At 70.5% G+C, this 17,522-nt stretch carries 16 protein-coding genes; 2 read left to right on the forward strand and 14 right to left on the reverse strand.

Going from position 1 to position 17,522, the window contains the following annotated elements:
• Positions 1–79: 79 nt before the first annotated feature.
• The 14 genes from PUR53_RS04735 to pgsA form a co-directional block, all read right to left on the reverse strand.
• On the reverse strand, positions 80–619 hold the full coding sequence (locus tag PUR53_RS04735) for an adenine phosphoribosyltransferase (RefSeq protein ID WP_329901425.1): 540 nt from the start codon (positions 617–619) through the stop codon (positions 80–82).
• Positions 616–1,710: a protein translocase subunit SecF gene (secF, locus tag PUR53_RS04740; protein ID WP_329901426.1), complete on the reverse strand. Its 1,095-nt coding sequence runs from the start codon at positions 1,708–1,710 to the stop codon at positions 616–618. The genes PUR53_RS04735 and secF overlap by 4 nt, the downstream gene beginning before the upstream one ends.
• 1 nt (position 1,711) lies before the next feature.
• A complete protein-coding gene (gene secD, locus PUR53_RS04745; protein ID WP_329907451.1) occupies positions 1,712–3,502 on the reverse strand; it encodes a protein translocase subunit SecD in 1,791 nt (596 codons plus the stop codon).
• 132 nt (positions 3,503–3,634) lie between these two features.
• Entirely contained in the window at positions 3,635–4,144 is a 510-nt protein-coding gene (yajC, locus tag PUR53_RS04750; RefSeq protein ID WP_184896352.1) for a preprotein translocase subunit YajC, read from the reverse strand.
• Between the two features lie 174 nt (positions 4,145–4,318).
• Positions 4,319–5,389: a Holliday junction branch migration DNA helicase RuvB gene (gene ruvB / locus PUR53_RS04755; protein ID WP_329901428.1), complete on the reverse strand. Its 1,071-nt coding sequence runs from the start codon at positions 5,387–5,389 to the stop codon at positions 4,319–4,321.
• A gap of 86 nt (positions 5,390–5,475) precedes the next feature.
• Positions 5,476–6,081, reverse strand: a complete 606-nt coding sequence (gene ruvA / locus PUR53_RS04760; RefSeq protein WP_329907452.1) for a Holliday junction branch migration protein RuvA — start codon at positions 6,079–6,081, stop codon at positions 5,476–5,478.
• The gene (gene ruvC / locus PUR53_RS04765) at positions 6,078–6,608 is read right to left on the reverse strand and encodes a crossover junction endodeoxyribonuclease RuvC (RefSeq protein ID WP_329901430.1); all 531 of its coding nucleotides are present in this window, start codon (positions 6,606–6,608) and stop codon (positions 6,078–6,080) included. The genes ruvA and ruvC overlap by 4 nt, the downstream gene beginning before the upstream one ends.
• A 202-nt stretch (positions 6,609–6,810) precedes the next feature.
• Positions 6,811–7,563 carry a YebC/PmpR family DNA-binding transcriptional regulator gene (locus PUR53_RS04770; RefSeq protein WP_329901431.1) on the reverse strand — a complete coding sequence of 251 codons (753 nt, stop codon included), beginning with the start codon at positions 7,561–7,563 and terminating at the stop codon, positions 6,811–6,813.
• A 48-nt stretch (positions 7,564–7,611) separates the two neighbouring features.
• Positions 7,612–8,220 carry a pyridoxal 5'-phosphate synthase glutaminase subunit PdxT gene (gene pdxT, locus PUR53_RS04775; protein WP_329901432.1) on the reverse strand — a complete coding sequence of 203 codons (609 nt, stop codon included), beginning with the start codon at positions 8,218–8,220 and terminating at the stop codon, positions 7,612–7,614.
• Between the two features lie 6 nt (positions 8,221–8,226).
• Positions 8,227–9,144 (reverse strand): pyridoxal 5'-phosphate synthase lyase subunit PdxS, encoded by a 918-nt coding sequence (gene pdxS / locus PUR53_RS04780; RefSeq protein WP_329907453.1) that lies wholly within the window; start codon positions 9,142–9,144, stop codon positions 8,227–8,229.
• Positions 9,145–9,449: 305 nt separating this feature from the next.
• Positions 9,450–9,989, reverse strand: a complete 540-nt coding sequence (locus PUR53_RS04785; RefSeq protein ID WP_239752470.1) for a hypothetical protein — start codon at positions 9,987–9,989, stop codon at positions 9,450–9,452.
• Positions 9,990–10,092: 103 nt separating this feature from the next.
• The gene (locus PUR53_RS04790) at positions 10,093–11,253 is read right to left on the reverse strand and encodes a glycosyltransferase family 4 protein (protein WP_329901433.1); all 1,161 of its coding nucleotides are present in this window, start codon (positions 11,251–11,253) and stop codon (positions 10,093–10,095) included.
• On the reverse strand, positions 11,250–12,212 hold the full coding sequence (locus PUR53_RS04795) for a phosphatidylinositol mannoside acyltransferase (RefSeq protein WP_329907455.1): 963 nt from the start codon (positions 12,210–12,212) through the stop codon (positions 11,250–11,252). Before PUR53_RS04795 ends, PUR53_RS04790 begins: the two co-directional genes overlap by 4 nt.
• On the reverse strand, positions 12,209–12,949 hold the full coding sequence (gene pgsA / locus PUR53_RS04800; RefSeq protein ID WP_329901435.1) for a phosphatidylinositol phosphate synthase: 741 nt from the start codon (positions 12,947–12,949) through the stop codon (positions 12,209–12,211). The genes PUR53_RS04795 and pgsA overlap by 4 nt, the downstream gene beginning before the upstream one ends.
• Before the next feature lie 225 nt (positions 12,950–13,174).
• On the opposite strand from pgsA, the gene PUR53_RS04805 reads away from it, so the two are divergent.
• Together PUR53_RS04805 and PUR53_RS04810 are read left to right on the forward strand one after the other, a co-directional pair.
• On the forward strand, positions 13,175–15,373 hold the full coding sequence (locus tag PUR53_RS04805; protein WP_329901436.1) for an elongation factor G-like protein EF-G2: 2,199 nt from the start codon (positions 13,175–13,177) through the stop codon (positions 15,371–15,373).
• A gap of 303 nt (positions 15,374–15,676) precedes the next feature.
• A complete protein-coding gene (locus tag PUR53_RS04810) occupies positions 15,677–17,350 on the forward strand; it encodes a hypothetical protein (protein WP_329907456.1) in 1,674 nt (557 codons plus the stop codon).
• Positions 17,351–17,522: the final 172 nt, after the last annotated feature.

The raw sequence follows: 17,522 nt of genomic DNA on the forward strand, positions 1-17,522 counted from the left end.
CGCGGGACATACGGCGCGCAATGCGGCGGGCGCCCCGGGAAAGATCCCGGGGCGCCCGCCGCATGGTTGTCTGCTCTGTTCAGACCGTGATCAGGGCCTCCAGCGGGGCCCCGGCCAGAGCCGTCTCCAGGCGCTGGCGGCCCGGGAGGAAGGACAGCTCCATCAGGACCGCGACGCCGGCGACCTGGGCGCCCGCGCGGCGGATCAGCTGGATGGAGGCCTCGGCGGTGCCGCCGGTGGCGAGGACGTCGTCGATGACCATGACACGGTCGCCCGCGCTCAGGTCCTCGGCGTGCACCTCGATCTCGGCGGAGCCGTACTCCAGGTCGTAGGCCTGGCCGAGCGTGGCTCCGGGGAGCTTGCCCGCCTTGCGTACGGGGATGAAGCCGACGCCCGCGCGGACGGCGGCCGGGGCACCCAGGATGAAGCCCCGGGCCTCCAGGCCGACGATCTTCGTGGCACCGTGCCGGACGGTCAGCTCGGCCAGCGCGTCCGTCAGCGCGGTGAACGCCGCCGGGTCGGCCAGCAGCGGGGTGATGTCCTTGAACATCACGCCCGGCTCCGGGTAGTCCGCGACGTCACGGATCCGGCTGAGCAGCAGCTCCTTGATGTCGGTCATCGCCGCTTCCCGCCCCGGCCCCGGCTGCGGGTCCCGGACTGGGCACGCGGGCCGACCACCGCGGGGGTGGCGTCCGCCGGCTCGTCGTCGTATGGACCGTCGGCCGCCGTCTCCGCGTCGTGCTCGGCCTGGGCCCGCTTGGCGAGGACGCGCTTCTTGAGAGCCTTCAGCTGCGGCTCGCGCTCCTTGAGGTCGGCGACGAGCGGCGTGGCGATGAAGATCGAGGAGTACGCACCGGCCGCGAGGCCGACGAACAGCGACAGCGAGATGTCGTTGAGCATGCCCGCGCCAAGGACGCCGCCACCGATGAAGAGGAGGCCGGCGACCGGGAGCAGCGCCACCACCGTGGTGTTGATCGACCGCACCAGGGTGCTGTTGATCGAGCGGTTGGCGATCTCGGCGTACGTCCAGCGGGTCTGCTTGGTGATGTCCTTCGTCTGCTCCTTGAGGCTGTCGAAGACGACGACCGTGTCGTAGAGCGAATAGCCGAGGATGGTCAGCAGACCGATCACCGTGCCCGGCGTCACCTCGAAGCCGACGAGGGCGTAGATGCCGATCGTGATGGTGATGTCGTGGATCAGGGCGACGAACGCGGCGATGGCCATGCGCCACTCGAACGCGATCGCCAGGTAGATCACCACGAGGACCAGGAAGACGGCGAGGCCCTGCCAGGCCTTGTTGGCGATCTGGTCACCCCAACTGGGGCCGACCAGGTCCGCGTTGATCGAGTCGGCCTCGACCTTCAGGTCCTTGGCGAGTTCCTGCTTGATCTCGTCGGACTTGGCCGTGTCCACACCGGAGATCTGGATGCGCAGGGTGTCGTTGCCGAGTTCCTGGACGATCGCGTCGTGGCCGGAGGCCTTCTCCGCGTAGGTCTCCGCCTGGCTGACCGAGACGCTGGTCTTGCCCGTGGTGAAGACGGCACCGCCCTGGAACTCGATGCCCATGCTCATCCCGCGCACCGCCAGGCCGAGGATGGCCGTGATGGTGATCAGGATCGAGACGCCGTACCAGATCTTGCGGTTGCCGACGAAGTCGTAGCCGACCTCGCCGCGGTGGAGTCGGGCTCCGAGGTCACCGAGCTTCGACATCTCAGGCCTCCTTCGGGTCGGCGGGGACGACGGGACGGCGGGTGCGGCGCAGCGGCGGCCGGGCACCCAGTCGCTTCGGGTCGAGACCGGACCAGCTGTGGCCGTTGCCGAAGAACTTGGTGCGGGCCAGCAGGGTCAGGAGCGGCTTCGTGAAGAAGAAGACGACCACGACGTCGAGCACGGTCGTCAGACCCAGCGTGAACGCGAAGCCCTGGACCTTGCCGACGGTCACGATGAAGAGCACCGCGGCGGAGAGGAACGACACGAAGTCGGAGACCAGGATGGTGCGCCGGGCACGGGGCCAGGCCCGCTCGACGGCGGGACGCAGCGTGCGGCCCTCGCGGATCTCGTCCCGGACGCGTTCGAAGTACACGATGAACGAGTCCGCGGTGATACCGATGGCGACGATCGCGCCGCAGACCGCCGGGAGGTTCAGCGCGAAGTTGATGGTCGGGCCGAGCAGCGCCATGATCACGTAGGTCAGGACCGCCGAGACCAGCAGCGAGGCGATGGCGATGAGCGACAGGCCGCGGTAGTAGACGACCAGGTAGATCACGACCAGGGCCAGGCCGATCGCACCGGCGATCAGACCGGCGTGCAGCTGCTCACCGCCGAGCGCGGGGCTGACGGTGGTGACGCTGGACTCCTTGAAGGTCAGCGGGAGCGCACCGTACGACAGCATGTTGGCGAGGTTCTGGGCCTCCTCCTGCGTGAAGCTGCCGGAGATCTCGGCCTTGCCGCCGGTGACCGCCGCCTGCACATAGGGGTGGGAGACGACCTCGTCGTCGAGGACGATCGCGAACTCGTTCTGCGGGGAGGTCTGGGTCGCCAGCTGGCCGGTGATCTCGGCGAACTTGTCGGCGCCCTTGGAGTCGAAGTCCATGACGACCTGCCAGCCGGTGCCGTTCTGCGTGTCGAGCAGCGCCTGGGCCTTGTCGACCTCGGTGCCGTCGACGCCGACCGGGCCGAGGATGAACTTGCTCCAGCTGCCGTTGTCCTGGCCACAGGCCACGACGGTGTCGGTGTTCTTGCCCTTGCCGGCCTCGGCGCGCTGCTTGGGGTCGTTGCAGTCGAGGGCGGCGAACTTGGCCTGGAGCGCCTGGGTCGCCTCGTCGGCGCTCGGGCTCGCGGTCGGGGCGGCGCTGTCGGATGCCTTGGCGGACGCGGAACCGCTGCCCGACGGTGTGGGGTCGGCCTTCAGCGCGTCGGTGAGCGCACGGCCCTGCGACGTGGCGGAGGACGACGGGCTGGACGACGGACTGGCGGAGTCACCGGCCCCGGGCTCGGTGGCCGCGTCCTTGCCGTCGGAGTTCGACGGGCTCGGCGAGCCGCTGCCACTGGGGCTGGTGCTCGGCGAGGCGGTGGGGTTCTCCGTCGCACCGGAGCCGACCTGGCTCGCGAGGACGGGGCGGAAGTACAGCTTCGCGGTGGTACCGACCTGGTCCCTGGCCTCTTCGGAATCCGTGCCCTTGGGAATGTTGACAATGATGTTCTCATTGCCCTGGGTCTGGACCTCCGCCTCGGACACACCCAGACCATTGACACGGCGGTTCATGATCTCGACCGCGGTGTCCATGTTGGTCTTGTTGATCGCGTTGGGCTGGCCGGGCTCGTTGACGGCTGTCAGCGTGATGCTCGTACCACCGGCAAGATCGATGCCGAGACGCGGAGTGGTGTGTCCGGAGGCGAACATTCCCCCGGTGAGCGCCACAAGGGCGATCAGGATGAGGGCCAGCGCGCGCCCAGGCTTGCTCTGGGCGCTCGCGCTCCGGCCCTTCTTCGGTGCTGCCACCTTCTCGTACTCCCTCTCGGGCCGCCGGGCGCGGGGTCAGCGCGGGGACGGCCATGACTTGTGTCGGGAATCCGGCGAAAACGGCACGTGCCCGGGGCGCGGGCGGTTCTCGCTCGCACTCCCGGGACGTGACTACTTCGCGTCGGACTCGCCGTCGGTCTTCTTCGGCTCTGCTTCGTCGGCCTTGGCCTCGTCGGCCTTCGCCTCGGCGGTCTCGTCGGCCGCGTCGTCGGACGCGTCCTTCTTGCCGAGGTCGATGGGCTTGTCGTCGGAAGCGGCGGAAGCGTCGTCGGAGGGCTCGTCGGTCTCGGTGAGGGAGGAGGCGTCGTCCGGGACGACGTCGGACTTCAGGTCGTGCTCGATGCCGTGGACGATGCGGTTGTACTCCTCGTCGCTGAGGACGGCACCGATGGAGTTCTTGGCGAACAGCAGCTCGACGCCCGGCCCGGCGTCGAGGAGGACCGTGTCCTCGCTGACCTCCTTGACGGTCGCGTACATGCCCCCGATCGTGCGGACGCCGGAACCGGGCTGCATCTGGTTCCGCATGTCGACGGCCTGCTGCTGCTTCTTCTTGGCCGATCGGGTCATCAGGATCATGGCCCCGATGAGCACGATGAACGGGAGGAGGGTCACGAGACTCACGGGTCGGAACTTCCTTCACACGACCGCGATGGCGAGCGGCCTGATGGTTGGGGGTATGTGTGCTGCCGACAAGGGCGGCATCGGCGGAGTCTAAGCGAGTCCACCGTGATGGAACAACGCACAGCATGTCACCGGGGTTCCATGCCGGGCGAGTACCGCGCCGTCACGAGACGGTCACGCCCCGAACAGATCCTGTTGTCCGTTTCCGCCGGTCGTGCCGCGTGGCGGGGTGAGTCCGAGATGGGTCCAGGCGGCGGGGGTCGCGACCCGGCCGCGGGGGGTCCGGGCGAGCAGACCCTCGCGGACGAGGAAGGGTTCGGCGACCTCCTCGACGGTCTCGCGCTCCTCCCCCACGGCGACGGCGAGGGTGGAGAGGCCGACGGGTCCACCGCCGAAGAGCTTGAGCAGGGCTTCGAGGACTCCCCGGTCGAGGCGGTCGAGGCCGCGGGCGTCCACCTCGTACACGGCGAGGGCGGCCGAGGCGATGTCGCGGGTGATGACGCCGTCGGCCTTGACCTGCGCGTAGTCCCGTACGCGGCGCAGCAGGCGGTTGGCGATACGGGGGGTGCCGCGGGAGCGGCCCGCGATCTCGGCGGCGCCGTCCGTGTCGATCTCGACGTCGAGCAGGTTCGCCGAGCGGTGGATGACGCGCTCCAGTTCGGCGGGCTCGTAGAACTCCATGTGCGCGGTGAAGCCGAAGCGGTCGCGCAGCGGCGGCGGGAGCAGACCCGCGCGCGTGGTGGCGCCGACCAGGGTGAAGGGCGGCAGTTCGAGGGGGATCGCGGTGGCGCCGGGGCCCTTGCCGACGATCACGTCGACGCGGAAGTCCTCCATCGCCATGTACAGCATCTCCTCGGCGGGCCGGGACATGCGGTGGATCTCGTCGAGGAAGAGGACCTCGCCCTCCTGGAGGGAGGAGAGGATCGCGGCGAGGTCGCCGGCGTGCTGGATGGCGGGGCCGGAGGTGATGCGGATGGGAGCGCCCATCTCGGCCGCGATGATCATCGAGAGGGTCGTCTTGCCGAGGCCCGGGGCGCCGGAGAGCAGGACGTGGTCGGCGGTCGCGCCGCGCGCGCGTGCCGCCCGCAGGACCAGGTCGAGTTGTTCACGGACCTTCTCCTGGCCGATGAACTCGTCCAGGTCCTTGGGGCGCAGGGCGGCCTCGACGGCCTGGTCCTCACGGTCGGCGACGGAGCCCACCAGGCGGTCGGGGCCGGTGTCGTCGGTCGTGTCGTCCCAGTTCATTGCGTGTGCCTCGCGGGTCGCGGTCGGATGGAGCGAAGGGTGGTGCGGCATCGTGCGGGTGGTGCACGAGGTCCTCGACAGGGCGGTCAGCGGGCTCTGTTGAGGGTCTGGAGGGCCGCCTTCAGCAACTGGCCCACCTGGGGCGCGCCTTCGGTGGCCTCGGCCTGGGGGGTCACGGCCGACACGGCCTCGTCGGCCTCGCGGGTGGCGTACCCGAGGCCGATCAGGGCGGCGTGCAGTTGGTCGCGCCAGCCCTGGGTGACGGGGGCGCCGATCGCGGGGGCGCCGACGGGCTCGCCCAGGCGGTCCTTCAGCTCCAACAGCAGCTTCTGGGCACCCTTCTTGCCGATGCCGGGGACGGCGATCAGCGCCTTCTCGTCGCCGGTGGCCACCGCTCGGCGCAGGGCGTCGGGGGTGTGCACGGCCAACATCGCCTGGGCCAGGCGCGGTCCGACGCCGCTCGCGGTCTGCAGCAGTTCGAAGACCTGTCGCTCGTCGTCGTCCACGAAGCCGTACAGCGTCAGCGAGTCCTCGCGGACGACCAACGAGGTGGCGAGCTTGGTCGGCTGACCCATGCGGAGCCCGGACAACGTGTTGGGCGTGCACTGGACCGCGATGCCGATCCCGCCCACCTCGACCACCGCGGAGTCCGGGGCGAGGGCGGCGACCGGGCCGCTGACGAAGGCGATCATGACGTACGGCCTTTCGATGCGTGCAGGGCCACGGCCTGCTGGAGGCGGTTCTGGGCGGGGGCCCGCCAGATGTGGCAGATGGCGAGGGCGAGGGCGTCGGCGGCGTCCGCCGGTTTCGGTGGTGCGTCGAGCCGGAGGAGACGGGTGACCATGGCGCCGACCTGGGCCTTGTCGGCCCGGCCGCTGCCGGTGACGGCGGCCTTGACCTCGCTGGGGGTGTGCAGGGCGACGGGGATGCCACGGCGGGCGGCGCACAGCATGGCGACGGCGCTGGCCTGGGCGGTGCCCATGACCGTCCGCACGTTGTGCTGGCTGAACACCCGTTCCACGGCGACGAATTCGGGGCGGTGTTCGTCGAGCCACTGCTCGATGCCCTGCTCGATCGCGACGAGGCGGTGGCCCAACTCCGCGTCCGCGGGCGTCCTGACGACACCGACGCCGATCATGGTGAGCGGCCGGCCCGCGACTCCCTCGACAACGCCCACACCACACCGCGTGAGTCCGGGGTCCACCCCGAGTACGCGCACCGCGCCCCCTCCCCTCTTTGCGGCTGAACCGCCGCCGCTCTCGCGGACCTGGCTGAGCACCATCGGGGTCCTCAATTGATGGTTGCGGCCCGTGGACGGCGATCATTGACTGCCGTCAGGCTATCCGCTGCCACCGACAACGGCGGCGGGCCGGTAGGACGTGTCCCACCAGCCCGCCGTATCCGCTCGGTTCGCGGCAGTGCTACGCGTCGACCTTCGCCATCACGTCGTCGCTGACGTCGAAGTTGGCGAAGACGTTCTGGACGTCGTCGCTGTCCTCCAGGGCGTCGATCAGCTTGAAGATCTTCCTGGCGCCCTCCTCGTCCAGCTCGACCTGCATGGTCGGGACGAAGTTGGCCTCGGCCGAGTCGTAGTCGATGCCGGCCTCCTGGAGGGAGGAGCGCACCGCGACCAGGTCGGTGGCCTCGCTGAGCACCTCGAAGGACTCACCCAGGTCGTTGACCTCCTCGGCACCCGCGTCGAGCACGACCTCCAGGACGTCGTCCTCGGACAGCTCGCCCTTGGGGACGATCACGACGCCCTTGCGGTTGAAGAGGTACGAGACGGAGCCCGGGTCGGCCATCGAACCACCGTTGCGGGTCATGGCGACCCGGACGTCGGAGGCGGCGCGGTTGCGGTTGTCGGTGAGGCACTCGATGAGCACCGCGACCCCGTTCGGGCCGTAGCCCTCGTACATGATCGTCTCGTAGTCGGCGCCACCGGCCTCCAGGCCGCCGCCACGCTTGACCGCGGAGTCGATGTTCTTGTTGGGGACCGACTGCTTCTTCGCCTTCTGGATGGCGTCGTAGAGCGTCGGGTTGCCCTCGATGTCGACGCCACCCATCCGGGCCGCGACTTCGATGTTCTTGATCAGCTTCGCGAAGAGCTTGCCGCGCTTGGCGTCGATCACGGCCTTCTTGTGCTTCGTCGTAGCCCATTTAGAGTGGCCGGACATCTGCCTGTCTCCTTCGCGTTACCCAACTCCGTACGAACCCCAGAGATCCTACAAGGACTCCGCCACCCGGTTGGCGCGCACCATGTCGACAAAGAGGGCGTGCAGCCGGTGGTCGCCGGTCAGTTCCGGGTGGAAGGACGTGGCGAGGGCGTTGCCCTGGCGTACGGCGACGATGTGCCCGTCGTGCTCGGCCAGCACCTCCGTCCGCGCGCCCACGGACTCCACCCAGGGGGCGCGGATGAAGACGCCCTCCACGGGATCGCCCGCGACGCCCTTCACGTCGACCGCCGCTTCGAAGGACTCGTTCTGACGCCCGAAGGCGTTGCGGCGCACGATCATGTCGATGCCGCCGATGGTCTCCTGGCCCGAACGCGGGTCGAGGATCTTGTCGGCGAGCATGATCAGGCCGGCGCAGGTGCCGTACACGGGCATGCCGTCGCGCACGCGCGCGCGGAGGGGCTCCATGACGCCGAAGAGGACGGCGAGTTTGGAGATGGTGGTGGACTCGCCGCCGGGGATCACGAGGCCGTCCACCTCGGCGAGTTCCTCGGGGCGCCGCACCGGCCTGGCCACGGCGTCGGCCGCGGCCAGGGCGACGAGGTGCTCCCGTACGTCGCCCTGGAGTGCCAGGACGCCTATGACGGGGGTGTCGCTCATGGGTGCTTACCAGCCCCGGTTCGCGTAGCGCTCGGCCTCGGGGAGGGTGTCGCAGTTGATGCCGACCATGGCCTCGCCCAGGTTGCGGGAGGCGTCCGCGATGATCTTCGGGTCGTCGTAGAAGGTGGTCGCCTTCACGATGGCGGCGGCGCGCTTGGCAGGGTCGCCGGACTTGAAGATGCCGGAGCCGACGAAGACGCCCTCGGCGCCGAGCTGGCGCATCAGCGCGGCGTCGGCCGGGGTGGCCACGCCACCGGCGGAGAACAGCACCACCGGGAGCTTGCCCAGCTCGGAGACCTCCTTGACCAGCTCGTACGGGGCGCGCAGCTCCTTGGCGGCGGCGTACAGCTCGTTGTTGTCGAAGCCGCGCAGCTTGGCGATCTCGTTCTTGATCTGGCGCAGGTGGCGCACGGCCTCGACGACGTTGCCGGTGCCGGCCTCGCCCTTGGAGCGGATCATCGCGGCGCCCTCGGCGATACGGCGCAGGGCCTCACCGAGGTTGGTGGCGCCGCAGACGAAGGGGGTGGTGAAGGCCCACTTGTCGGAGTGGTTGACCTCGTCGGCCGGGGTGAGGACCTCGGACTCGTCGATGTAGTCGACGCCGAGGGACTGCAGGACCTGGGCCTCGACGAAGTGGCCGATGCGGGACTTGGCCATGACCGGGATGGAGACGGCCTCGATGATGCCCTCGATCATGTCGGGGTCGGACATCCGGGCCACGCCGCCGTCCCTGCGGATGTCGGCGGGGACCCGCTCCAGGGCCATGACGGCGACCGCGCCCGCGTCCTCGGCGATCTTGGCCTGCTCCGGGGTGACGACGTCCATGATCACACCGCCCTTGAGCTGCTCGGCCATGCCGCGCTTCACGCGGGCGGTGCCGGTCTCGGGGGTCTGGGCGGCGGAGTTGGAGAGCGTGCTGGACACGGGTTTGACCTCGCTCGGAGAAGGGGTTTCTGCAAACACCGAGGAAACGCGAGGGGTGCGGGCCACTGCAAGGGCCAATGGGGAGGCGGTGGATCGTTTTGTGGGGTGCGTTGTCGTGGGGTGCGTTGTCGGGTGCGGGTCCGGTGGGGCTTCTCGCGCAGTTCCCCGCGCCCCCAAAAGACAAAGACCAGGCCCTGCGGGCCTGAAAAGCGCGGGGCGCAGCCCGTGCTTTTCAGGGGCGCGGGGAACTGCGCGAGAAGCCCCACCGGGCCCGCGGTCGCCGACGCACCCGAACCCCCGAGCTCCTAGGCGGCCGAAGCCAAGGCAACCGGCGGCTCGTCGTCCATCTCGAAGGCCATCGGGAACGGCGCGTGCCCGGCCAGCCGGAACCAGCGAACCTTGCGGTGCCGGCGCAACGCCCGCGCCGCCCGCACCGCGTCGTTGTGGAAGCGCCGCGCCATCGGCACCCGCCGCACCGCCTGGGCCAGCTCGTTCGCCGCGTCCTCACCACCCGGCGCCTCGCGCACCACCTCCACCTGCTGCGGGTCCGCGAACACGGCCCGCAGCGCCTGGCTCAGCTCGCTCTCGGCGACCTCGCGCTGCTCCTCCTCGGCCTGCCGGGCCGCGTGCGCCGCCTCGTAGAGGACGATCGAGGCAGCCGGGTCCAGCACTCCGGAGGTGGCCAGTTCCTGGGCGACCGACGCCCGGCGCAGCAGCTGCGCGTCGAGCGCGGCGCGGGCGGCGTCGATGCGTGCGTGCAGCCGGTCGAGGCGTCCCGCGGTCCAGCTCAGATACAGGCCGATCGCGAACAGGACGACCGCGATCCAGATGAGTGTGGAAGTCACGGGCGGCAAGGCTACTACCGGTGCCCACCACCGCCGTGTCCTGGTTCAGCGGTCCGCGAGCGGGGCGGGGAACCGCGTGACCGGTCCCCGTACCCCGCCGGAGTCATTCCCGGGCCAGCCCCAACCGCGCCCGCAGTCCGACCCGTTCGTCCGCCGCCACCGAAGCGGCGCCCTCGGTGACGGTCTCGTAGACACCGAGGATGTCGGCGCCGACGGTGGACCAGTCGAACCGGCGGACGTGGGCGCTCCCCCGTGCGCGGAGTTCGGCGCGGCGGTCCGGGTCGCCGAGGAGCCGTACGGCGGCCGTCGCGAGCGCGTCGGCGTCCTCGTTGGCGAACAGTTCGCCCGCGCCGCCCTGGTCGAGGACCTGGGCGAAGGCGTCGAGGTCGGCGGCGAGGACGGGGGCACCGGCGGACATGGCCTCGACGAGGATGATGCCGAAGCTCTCGCCGCCGGTGTTGGGGGCGACGTAGACGTCGACGCTGCGCAGGAAGCGGGCCTTGTCCTCGTCGCTGACCATGCCGAGGAACTCGACGCGGGAGCGCAGTTCCTTGGGCAGCGTCTCGACCGCCTCCTCCTCGTCCCCGCGCCCGGCGACCAGCAGCCGGGTCTTCGGGCGCTCGGCGAAGATCCTCGGGAGGGCCTTCATGAGCACCGGCAGCCCCTTGCGGGGTTCGTCGATGCGGCCGACGAAGCCGAGCGTGTCGCCCTGCCAGTCCGGGTTGGGCTTGGCGCGGGCGAAGAAGTCGACGTCGACGCCGTTCGGGATGACGACCGCGTCGCCGCCCAGGTGTTCGACCAGGGTGCGGCGGGCGTACTCGCTCACCGCGATCCGCGCGCTGATCTTCTCCAGCGCGGGCTGGAGGATCGGGTAGGCCGCGATCATCGCCCGGGAGCGCGGGTTGGAGGTGTGGAAGGTGGCGACGATCGGGCCCTGCGCTGCCCAGCAGGCCAGCAGGCCGAGCGACGGGGAGGCCGGCTCGTGGATGTGGATCACGTCGAACGTGCCGTCGTGCAGCCAGCGTCTCACCCGGGCCGCCGAGAGGAAACCGAAGTTCAGGCGGGCCACCGAGCCGTTGTAGGGCACCGGGACCGCGCGGCCCGCCGAGACGACGTACGGCGGCAGCGGGGTGTCGTCGTCGGCGGGGGCGAGCACCGACACCTCGTGGCCGAGGCGGATGAGGTGGTCGGCCAGGTCGCGGATGTGGAACTGGACTCCCCCGGGCACGTCCCAGGAGTACGGGCAGACGATCCCGATCTTCACGGACGCCCCTTCTCGGAACCGGAATCCGTCACCGGACCCGGTGCGGGGCCGTCGGGACTCTTCTCCGGATCCAGGTCCGCGAGCCACAAGCGCTGGAGCATGTGCCAGTCCTCCGGGTGGTCGGCGATGCCGGTGGCGAAGGCGTCTGCCAGCGCCTGTGTCATGACAGACGTCTTCTCGGCGCGGGTACCTGTCCCGGGTACCTCGATCGGGGCATGCACGCGTCCCCGCATGACGGGCGAGTCGTCGTACCAGAGCGTCGCCGGCAGCAGCAGCGCGCCGGTGTGCTGGGCGAGGAGGGCCGGTCCGCCGGGCATCCGGGTCGGCTCGCCGAAGAAGTCGACCTCGACGCCGGACGCGGACAGATCCCGGTCGGCGACCAGACAGACCAGGCCGCCGTCGCGCAGCCGCCGGGCGAGGGTGCCGAAGGCGGAGCCGCCGTTGTGCGGCAGGACCTCCATGCCGAGGCCCTCGCGGTAGGCGACGAAACGGTCGTAGAGCGTCTCGGGCTTGAGGCGTTCGGCGACCGTCGTGAACGGGGTCTTCAGCTCGGTGGTGACCCAGGCGCCCGCGAGGTCCCAGTTGGCGAGGTGCGGCAGGGCGAGGACGACGCCCCGGCCTGCGGCGAGGCCGTCGGTGAGGCGGTGCACGTCCTTGACGGTGACGCCGGTCCTTATGCGCTCCTCGCTCCAGGTGGGCAGGCGGAAAGACTCCATCCAGTAGCGCAGGTACGAACGCATCCCCGCGCGGGAGAGCTCGGCGAGGCGCTCCGGGCTCGCGCCCGGGACCACGCGCGCGTAGTTGGCCTCCAGACGGCGCACGAGGGGGCCGCGCCGCTTCCAGGTGGCGTCGGCGATCGTCCGGCCGAGGCGTACGGCGACGGGCTCGGGGAGCTTCTTCACGGTGCCCCAGCCCAGGCCGTACAACCCGTCGGTCAGCCGCTCCCGCAGAGCGCTCACGGGGTCGCCTCGCTGTTGCGGGCGCTGTCCGGGCTCTCCTGGGCGGTCTCGGCGACGGCCGCCGCCTCGGCCTCGGCGGACTCGCGGCGGACCGTGACCACGCGCTGGATCAGCGTGACGAGGCTGCCGACGGCGACGATCCACAGGGCGATGGGCAGCAGGACGTCGATCCCGGGCACCCCGAACGCGTGCAGGCCGGAGAGCCCGGCCGCGACCAGCGAGATCACCAGGCGCTCGGCGCGCTCCACCAGCCCGTTGACCGCCACCGGCAGGCCGATCGACTCGCCTCGCGCCTTGGTGTACGAGACCACCTGGCCGCTCGCCAGGCAGAAGATCGAGACGGCGCACAGGGCGAGGTCGTCGCCCTTGCCCGCGTACCAGAGGGCGAAGCCGCCGAAGATCGCGCCGTCGGCGACCCGGTCGAGCGTGGAGTCGAGGAAGGCTCCCCAACGGCTGGAGCGGCCCATCTGGCGGGCCATGTTGCCGTCGACGAGGTCCGAGAACACGAACAGCGTGATGACGATCGTGCCCCAGAAGAACTCGCCCCGGGGGTAGAAGACCAACGCGCCCGCGATCACTCCGGCGGTGCCGATGAGGGTGACCGTGTCGGGGCTGACGCCCCTGCGGATCAGAAACGCGGCGAACGGTGTGAGGACACGCGTGAAGAATGCACGCGCGTACTTGTTCAGCATGGCCTTCCCGAGGGTCGGTGTCGCCGCGTGGCCCCTGCTGGCCATCCGGCTGGCCCATCGTAGCCACGCGCGCGCGTGTGCGACCGTCGGGCACCGGCCCACCGTGTCCCACGGGCGTGACCGGGGCCGCGAGGACGATCACGTCCTTCGTATGGACGCACCGTGACGCGAGTGCAAAGCTCGAAGACACCGCGGGCGTCACCGGAGCCGCCACCGCGGATCCGCATGTCCGCGCCCACAGTGACCTCACCGTGCACGGGAGGCAGGATCATGGGCGACAAGGCGAACGCACATCCCGGAGCCGCCGGCAGGGCTACGGCGGCCGACCACCCCGCGTCCGTACGGAATGTGGTGCTGGTCGGCCACTCCGGTTCGGGCAAGACGACTCTGGTGGAGGCTCTCGCGCTGACGGCGGGAGCGGTGAACCGGGCGGGCCGTGTGGAGGACGGCGGCACCGTATCCGACTACGACGAGATCGAGCACCGGCAGCAACGCTCGGTGCAGCTCTCCCTCGTCCCCGTCGAATGGGGCGGGTACAAGATCAATCTGTTGGACACCCCCGGATACGCCGACTTCGTCGGGGAACTCAGGGCCGGTCTGCGAGCGGCGGACGCGGCCCTTTTCGTCGTCTCGGCCTCGGACGGCGTCGACGGCTCGACCCGCATGGTGTGGGAGGAGTGCGCGGCGGTCGGCATGCCGCGGGCGATCGTGATCACGCACCTGGAGGCCGCGCGGTCGGACTTCGAGGAGATGACCCGGATCTGCGCGGAGACGTTCGGCGGGGACGACCCCGACGCCGTCCTTCCGCTCTATCTGCCGCTGCGCGGCCCCCAGGGTCCGGACGGGCACGCGCCCGTGACCGGGCTGACCGGACTGCTGTCGCAGAAGCTGTTCGACTACTCCTCCGGCGAGCGCAAGGAGTCCGAGCCGGGCCCCGAGCAGTTGCCGGCGATCGAGGAGGCCCGCAACCGGCTCATCGAGGGGATCATCGCCGAGAGCGAGGACGAGACCCTCATGGACCGTTATCTCGGCGGCGAGGGGATCGACGTCAAGACGCTGATCGACGACCTGGAGCGGGCCGTCGCGCGCGGGGTCTTCCACCCCGTGCTGGCCGCCGCCCCGGCGGCCGACGGCGCCAAACAGGGCCTCGGCACGGTCGAACTCCTCGAACTCGTCACCGGCGGCTTCCCCACCCCCCTGGAGCGCGAGACCCCCACGGTCACCACCCCCGAGGGCCGCCCCCGCGAGATCACGTCGGCCTGCGACCCGGACGGTCCGCTGGTCGCCGAGGTCGTGAAGACCGCCAGCGACCCCTATGTGGGCCGGATCTCCCTGGTACGGGTCTTCTCCGGGACGCTGCACCCCGACGAGACGGTGCACGTCTCCGGGCACGGGCTGGCCGACCGGGGTCACGAGGACCACGACGTCGACGAGCGGATCGGCGCCCTGTCCACCCCGTTCGGCAAGCAGCAGCGGACGCTCACGCACTGCATCGCGGGTGACCTGGCGTGTGTGGCGAAACTGAACCGCGCGGAGACCGGGGACACACTGTCGGCCAAGGACGACCCGTTGCTCATGGAGCCGTGGGAGATGCCGGACCCGTTGCTGCCGCTGGCCATCCAGGCGCACAGCAAGGCCGACGAGGACAAACTCTCCCAGGGCCTCGCCCGGCTGGTCGCCGAGGACCCGACGATGCGGCTCGAACAGAACCAGGACACTCACCAGGTGGTCCTCTGGTGCCTGGGCGAGGCGCACGCCGACGTGGCGCTGGAACGGCTGCGCAGCCGCTACGGCGTCCAGGTCGACGTCATACCCCACCGGGTCTCCCTGCGGGAGACGTTCGCCGACAGGTCGGCCGGGCGCGGCCGGCATGTGAAGCAGTCCGGCGGCCACGGGCAGTACGCGATCTGCGAGATCGAGGTGGAACCGCTGCCCGGCGGTTCCGGGATCGAGTTCGTCGACAAGGTCGTCGGCGGCGCGGTGCCCCGGCAGTTCATCCCGTCCGTCGAGAAGGGCGTACGGGCGCAGGCCGCGAAGGGGGTCGCGGCCGGCTATCCGCTCATCGACGTCCGGATCACACTGCGCGACGGCAAGGCGCACTCGGTGGACTCCTCGGACGCCGCGTTCCAGACGGCGGGCGCGCTGGCGCTGCGCGAGGCCGCCGCCGACGCGAAGATCCACCTGCTGGAGCCGGTGGCGGAGGTGTCGGTCCTGGTCGGCGACTCGTACGTGGGCCCGGTGATGAGCGATCTGTCCGGCCGGCGCGGCCGGGTCGTCGGCACCGAGCAGGCGGGCGGTGGACGCACCCTCGTCCGGGCCGAGGTACCGGAGATCGAGATCGACCGGTACGCCGTCGATCTGCGCTCGCTCTCCCACGGCACCGCGCGCTTCGGCCGCCGGTACACGCGGCACGAGCCGATGCCGTCCCATGTCGCCGAGAAGCTCCGGGAACAGGCCAAGAACAACTGACCGGGGTTCGGGAAGGAACGGACGGAGGACAGCGGCGACCTCACGGAGGACAGCGGCGACCTCACGGAGGACAGCGGCGACCTCACGGAGGACAGCGGCGACCTCACGGTGGACGGCCCCGGCCGTCCACCGGTGGGTTCCGTGAATGTCCGTTCCCGGCGCCGCGCCATGTCCGCGGCTACGGATACGCTGATCACCTGATCGACAAGTATGGCTCGATCAGGACCAGATCAGGCTATGACCTGATCAACAGGTGTGCGGAGCACGGAAGTCGGGAAGAGCCGCAGGAGCGAGTGTGCGGCGATGGGGGCGGCGGCGGTGGCGGACAATTTCGATTTCACTCCCGGGGCACAGGTGCCGCTGACGGGCGCCGCGGGCCAGACCGCGGCGACGTACGCCCTGGCGTCCGCGGCCTACCGGGACAACGACATCGCGGAGATCCTCAAGGCCAACAACGACTGGCACAAGTCCACCGTCAAACCGGGCCGCAAGTGGGCGACCATCTTCCGGCCGAACCTCGGAGAGGCCTTCTCCCTGGCGGTGCGGGACCGGATGGTGGGCGCGGGCCGCAAACCCCTCATCCAGTCCTTCGGCATGGAGCCTCAGGTCGTCGTCGAGCACTGCCTCGCGGCGAACAACATCCGCCGGGAGCGCGACAACTGGCTGTCGGCGATCGTGGTCCTGTGCGGCCTGCTCTTCCTTCCCGGGCTCCTGCTGTGGCTGCTGGTCTTCCAGATCCGTACGACGGTCGCCAAGCGTGAGGACAAACGGGCGGGCGCCCTCGGCACCACCCTGCTGGTCGCGGTGGGCGCCCTCGCCGTGATCTTCCTGCTCAAGATGCCCTTCGACGGCTTCTGGGCCTGGTACGCGCGTGCGTGCGTGGTGCTGCCGGTGGTCGGATGGTTCTGGGCCAAGCAGATCTGCGAACGCGCCGCGAAGGATCTGCGGGACCGCTGGGCCGGCCTGCTGGCGGGCGGTGGCATCGGCGCCAAGATCCCCGAGGCCGTGCCCGGCAGCCCCGGCGAGACCAAGGCCGAGCAGCTGCGCAAGGAGCTGGCCCGGCTCAGCGCCGAGCAGCGCTCCAACCTCGTCTTCTACGCCGGCCCCAAGGGCATCCTCGGCATGGGCACCCGCTGGGGCAGCTGGCAGCTCGCCGAGGACCTCGTACCGGCCGACTCCGGCAAGGAGATCCACCCGTTCCGCAGCTGGGACGTCATACGCGCCATCCACGACCAGCTGCGCATGCTGGAGCGCACCCCCCTCAACACCGGTGGTTTCACGGCCCCTTCCATCAAGCACTGGATCGTGAGCCCCATCGGCGAGGGCGCCGGCGCGGTGGCCCGCCCCGACAGCACCGACGTGGACGCCTACCAGTACAAGACGCACGCCATACAGGAGATCTGCAACAAGCAGCACTTCGGCAGCGGCAACCGCCACTACCTCGGGGTCCAATGGACGCTCTGGGACGGGCAGTTGATCATCACCATGCTGGTCACGGTCACCGTGCTGCACCAGACGCTCCGCATCGAGGTGACCGGCCACGCCCTGGGTCCGGTGCACGGCCTCTTCACGACCGGCCCCGCGGCGAAGGAGAAGGAGGTCCAGAAGTCGCTGCGCTTCTGGGAGACACGCAAGATCAAGCTCCCCCTCGTCGACGCCGACGAGGTCGTACGGCTCACCGCGCGCGCCCCCCTGACCTGGTACCCGCCGCTGCTCAACTGGCTCGGCGGTTCCATGGGCCTGCCCGAGCCCTTCGGCCTGCGGCACGCCTGGGCCGACCAGCCGTGGCGGCACCGCTTCATGGCCGACGACGCGCTGCGCGCCGCCACGCCGGTGCTCCGCGTGGTGCACAACGCGGCGATCAAGGTGCTCAGGGAGAACGGCGTCGACACCGAGAAGTTCGGCTCGCGGGCCGGGTTCCTCAGCGGGGCGGTGCAGGATCCTACGCCGCGGAAGGCGGACCTCTACGACGCGTGAGCGCTGCGCTGGCCTTGGCCGACGGGGGGTGCGTGGGGGGTGGGGGCCGCTTTCGTCTGCGGGTCCGGTGGGGGTTCTCGCGCAGTTCCCCGCGCCCCTCAAAAAGCGGGGCTGCGCCCCCTGCTTTTTGATGAAGGGCCGCAGGCCCCTTCAGGGGCGCGGGGAACTGCGC

Origin of the sequence: Streptomyces sp. SP18BB07, from assembly GCF_036322545.1 — a bacterium.
Lineage (GTDB): Bacteria > Actinomycetota > Actinomycetes > Streptomycetales > Streptomycetaceae > Streptomyces > Streptomyces deccanensis.

Excerpts from the sequence above, each read along its gene's own strand:
- PUR53_RS04735 (WP_329901425.1), bottom strand. The coding sequence starts at position 619 with ATGACCGACATCAAGGAGCTGCTGCTCAGCCGGATCCGTGACGTCGCG.
- secF (WP_329901426.1), bottom strand. The coding sequence starts at position 1,710 with ATGTCGAAGCTCGGTGACCTCGGAGCCCGACTCCACCGCGGCGAGGTC.
- ruvB (WP_329901428.1), bottom strand. The coding sequence starts at position 5,389 with ATGAACTGGGACGACACGACCGACGACACCGGCCCCGACCGCCTGGTG.
- ruvA (WP_329907452.1), bottom strand. The coding sequence starts at position 6,081 with ATGATCGCCTTCGTCAGCGGCCCGGTCGCCGCCCTCGCCCCGGACTCC.
- PUR53_RS04770 (WP_329901431.1), bottom strand. The coding sequence starts at position 7,563 with ATGTCCGGCCACTCTAAATGGGCTACGACGAAGCACAAGAAGGCCGTG.
- pdxT (WP_329901432.1), bottom strand. The coding sequence starts at position 8,220 with ATGAGCGACACCCCCGTCATAGGCGTCCTGGCACTCCAGGGCGACGTA.
- pgsA (WP_329901435.1), bottom strand. The coding sequence starts at position 12,949 with ATGGCCAGCAGGGGCCACGCGGCGACACCGACCCTCGGGAAGGCCATG.
- PUR53_RS04805 (WP_329901436.1), top strand. The coding sequence starts at position 13,175 with ATGGGCGACAAGGCGAACGCACATCCCGGAGCCGCCGGCAGGGCTACG.
- PUR53_RS04810 (WP_329907456.1), top strand. The coding sequence starts at position 15,677 with ATGGGGGCGGCGGCGGTGGCGGACAATTTCGATTTCACTCCCGGGGCA.